This window comes from Rhizobium sp. P1_E1 (assembly GCF_056406015.1).
The window spans coordinates 1-3,731 of sequence record NZ_JBFUAY010000328.1; the positions used below are offsets into that span (position 1 = coordinate 1).

Below are 3,731 nucleotides of genomic sequence, written 5' to 3' on the forward strand. Positions count from 1 at the left end.
CATGCGTGATCTCAGCAGTCTCGAGATTGATCAGCGTGTCGACGACATCGAACTCAGGCGCATTCTCGCGAAAATAGGAGCGAAAACCGATCTCGCGCAGCTCATGCCCGTGAAAGCGGTGGCTGCCGACGAAACAGGCGACCTTGCCGGGCTTGTGTGCCGTGCGCGCAATCGTCCAGGCGGCAGTACGCCCGACCTTGCGGTTGTTGACACCGACGTAGGCGTCGCGCACGCCCGTGGCGAGATCGGAGAGCAACGAGAACACCGGAATACCACGCTCCTTCAACTCCTCGACCGCCGTCGTCACCGCCGGATAATCCGGGCCAACGAGAGCAACGGCCTGATTGCGGGCGCCGAGCGTCTTGATCTTTTCGACGATCGCAGCCGGTGTCGCGGCAGACGGAAAGTCGATCTGCGTCTGGATGCGCGCGTTTGTCACCGCGCGCGCTGCGGCTTCGATCTCGCGCACGAAGCTCTGGTAGAAGGGCTGCATCGGCTTCTGCAGCAGGAAGGCGAGCCTGTATTGCGGCAGATCCTCGAAGACGCGCTGCTTGATCAGGCCGACAGCGTGATAGCCGATCGATTGCGCCGCATCATAGACCCGTCGCGCCGTTTCCTCGCGCACGCGGTGGCGGGCGTTGAGAACACGGTCAACGGTGGCGACGCTGACGCCGGAGGCGCGGGCGAGATCGGATATGGTGGGACGGCGCATCGGCGTTCCTGATGGATTCGATCATGAATGCAAGTCATTCGTGATGGTTTTTGATAGATTATATCAAGCCTGCATTGAGCGCTTTCCAAAGTCAACCTATTCTCCCAGGCAAGGGCAACGGGAGGCGGATAATGGCGACCCAGACAAAGAAGCGCGACTACGACCTTCTCGGCGAAAGCGGCCGCACCGCCGTTGAGACGGGGCTGGCGGCAGCCGAATGGTATCACACCGACATTCCTCGCAAGGAGATGAAGGCGCTGATGCAGCGCTCCGATGCGCCGGCGATCCGCGACACGGCCCTCTGGCTGGGCAGCATGGTCGTCCTTGCCGGGCTCGGCATTTATTTCTGGGGCTCGTGGATCGCGCTGCCCTTCTTCCTCGCTTATGGCGTGCTCTACGGCTCGGCCTCCGACAGCCGCTGGCACGAATGCGGCCATGGCACCGCCTTCAAGACGCGCTGGATGAACGATGTCGTCTACCAGATTGCCTGCTTCATGATCATGCGCAATCCGGTGACCTGGCGCTGGAGCCATGCGCGCCATCACACCGACACGGTGATCGTCGGCCGCGATCCCGAGATCGCCGTCATGCGGCCGCCCGATCTCTTCCGGCTGGTGCTTAATTTCTTCGGCATCCTCGACGCCTGGCATGCGATCATCGACATGCTGCGCAATGCCTTCGGCGGCGTCAGCACAGCGGAAAAGACCTTCATTCCCGAGATGGAGCAGCCAAAGGCCATCCGCATCGCCCGCATCTGGCTGGCGATCTATCTTGCAACGATCGCGGCCGCGATCGCCATGGATTCGATCCTGCCGCTGATGCTGATCGGCCTGCCGCGCCTCTATGGCGCCTGGCACCATGTGCTGACCGGACTGCTGCARCATGGCGGCCTTGCCGACAATGTGACCGACCATCGGCTGAACAGCCGCACGGTCTATATGAACCCCATCAGCCGCTTCATCTACTGGAACATGAACTACCACGTCGAACATCACATGTTTCCGATGGTGCCCTACCACGCGCTGCCCCAGTTGCACGCGATGATCAAGCATGACCTGCCGGCACCGAACCCGTCGATCTTGTCCGGCTATCGCGAGATGATCCCTGCCTTCCTGCGCCAGCTGCGCAACGAGGATTATTTCCTGAAGCGCGAACTGCCGGCCACCGCGCGGCCCTATCGCGAGGAATTCCACAACGAACTGGCCCCGGCCGCGCAATAACGACAATCAAGGGAGGACAAGATGAGAGGAAATTGGATCCAGGTCTGCAACAAGGACGAGATCGACGAGGAGGATGTCATCCRCTTCGATCACGGCGGGCGCACCTTCGCGGTCTATCGCAGCCCGGACGACGAATTCTTCGCGACCGACGGGCTCTGCACACATGAACATATCCATCTCGCCGACGGGCTTGTCATGGATGAGATCATCGAATGTCCAAAGCATAACGGCCGCTTCAACTACAAGACGGGCGAAGCCAAGGGTGCGCCGGTCTGCGTCAATCTCAAGACCTATCCTGTCAAGATCGAAGACGGTGCCGTCTTCATCTCGCTGTGAGGGAGGCCGGCATGGCTCATTACGTCATCCTGGGCGCGGGCGAATGCGGTGCGCGCGCCGCCTTCGCCTTGCGGGAAAAGGGCTTTGCCGGCGAGATAACGCTTGTTGGCGCCGAGCCGCTTCCGCCCTATGAACGGCCGCCACTTTCGAAGGCCGGCTTCACCAATGCAAGCGATCCGAAATTCATCGCCGCGGCGGAAAAATATGTCGAAAACGGCATTCGGCTGCTGACCGGCGTGGAGGCAAGGGATTTCGATCCCGCATCCAGGACAGTCACGCTTTCGGACGGGACGGTGCTTTCCTACAGCAAGCTTCTGCTTGCGACGGGTGCGGCCGCGCGGTCGTTCCCCGGCGCACCCGAAGGCAGCCCGCATATTCGTTCGCTGCGGACGCATTACGATGCGGCAGCACTGCGCGATGCGATGAAGCCGGGACGGCATATCGCCATCATCGGTGGCGGCTTCATCGGACTGGAACTTGCGGCCACGGCGCGGCTGCTTGGCGCCGAGGTCACCGTCATCGAGGGGCTGGAACGCGTGCTGAAGCGTGGCGTGCCGGAGGAGATCGCTCATCTGCTCACCGAGCGCCATCGCGCTGAAGGCGTCGATATCCGCTGCGGCGTCTCCATCGGAGCGCTGACTGAGGAAACAGGAAAAGCCCTGATCCGATTGTCGACCGGCGAGGTGATCGAAGCCGATCTCGTCCTCGTCGGCATCGGTGCACGCCCGAATGTCGAGATCGCCGAAAGGGCCGGGCTGGCAATCGACAACGGCATTGCGGTCGACACCTATCTCCAGACCTCTGCTCCTGATGTCTTCGCAGCCGGTGACTGCTGCTCCTTTCCGCTGTCGATCTATGGTGGCCRGCGGGTGCGGCTCGAATCCTGGCGCAATGCCCAGGAGCAGGGCACATTGGCGGCGGCCAACATGCTCGGCCTTAACGAGGCCGTTTCGGCGGTGCCGTGGTTCTGGTCGGATCAATACGACATGACGCTGCAGATATCAGGCCTTGCCGAAGGGGCCGCCACGCATCAGCGCCGCGAGATCGGCGCAGGCGCCTTCATTCTCTTCCATCTCGACGCCGGCGGACGATTGATCGCCGCAAGCGGCATCGGGCCGGGCAATGCGGTGGCACGCGATATCAGGCTCGCCGAAATGCTGATCGCAGCGCGCGCCCATCCGAACCCGACAGCACTTGCAGCCAGCGACATCAAGCTGAAATCCCTGCTGGCCGCCTGAGCTGCCCGATATTTTCACCCGATTTTTTCAAAGGAATTGATGATGAAAAAACATAGACGCGCAACCGTCGCCGATCTGCTTTCGGAAAAAGGCAAGCGCCAGCTCACCATGCTGCGCGTCACCTCGCTGGAGGAGGCGGAAGCCGCCGAAAAGGCCGGGATCGACATTGTCTCCGTGCCGCCCTCTCTGCTCGGCCCGGTCTTTCGCGAGATCGCCCCCACGCCC

4 protein-coding genes and 1 pseudogene are annotated in these 3,731 nt (G+C 61.9%); 4 read left to right on the forward strand and 1 reads right to left on the reverse strand.

The window, feature by feature from the left end; translation table 11 throughout:
* A partial coding sequence (locus AC1D1Z_RS35010; RefSeq protein ID WP_477853373.1) for a LacI family DNA-binding transcriptional regulator occupies nt 1–712 on the reverse strand: 712 nt, incomplete at its 3' end.
* 131 nt (nt 713–843) lie between these two features.
* Between AC1D1Z_RS35010 and AC1D1Z_RS35015 the strand changes: the two genes are divergently transcribed.
* The 4 genes and pseudogenes from AC1D1Z_RS35015 to AC1D1Z_RS35030 all read left to right on the forward strand — a co-directional run.
* On the forward strand, nt 844–1,932 hold the full coding sequence (locus tag AC1D1Z_RS35015; protein ID WP_477853375.1) for a fatty acid desaturase family protein: 1,089 nt from the start codon (nt 844–846) through the stop codon (nt 1,930–1,932).
* Between the two features lie 21 nt (nt 1,933–1,953).
* Nucleotides 1,954–2,268, forward strand: a complete 315-nt coding sequence (locus tag AC1D1Z_RS35020; protein WP_477853376.1) for a MocE family 2Fe-2S type ferredoxin — start codon at nt 1,954–1,956, stop codon at nt 2,266–2,268.
* 11 nt (nt 2,269–2,279) lie between these two features.
* A complete protein-coding gene (locus tag AC1D1Z_RS35025; RefSeq protein ID WP_477853378.1) occupies nt 2,280–3,506 on the forward strand; it encodes an NAD(P)/FAD-dependent oxidoreductase in 1,227 nt (408 codons plus the stop codon).
* A gap of 39 nt (nt 3,507–3,545) precedes the next feature.
* Nucleotides 3,546–3,731 (forward strand): annotated as a pseudogene (locus tag AC1D1Z_RS35030) (3-methyl-2-oxobutanoate hydroxymethyltransferase); the annotation flags it as partial.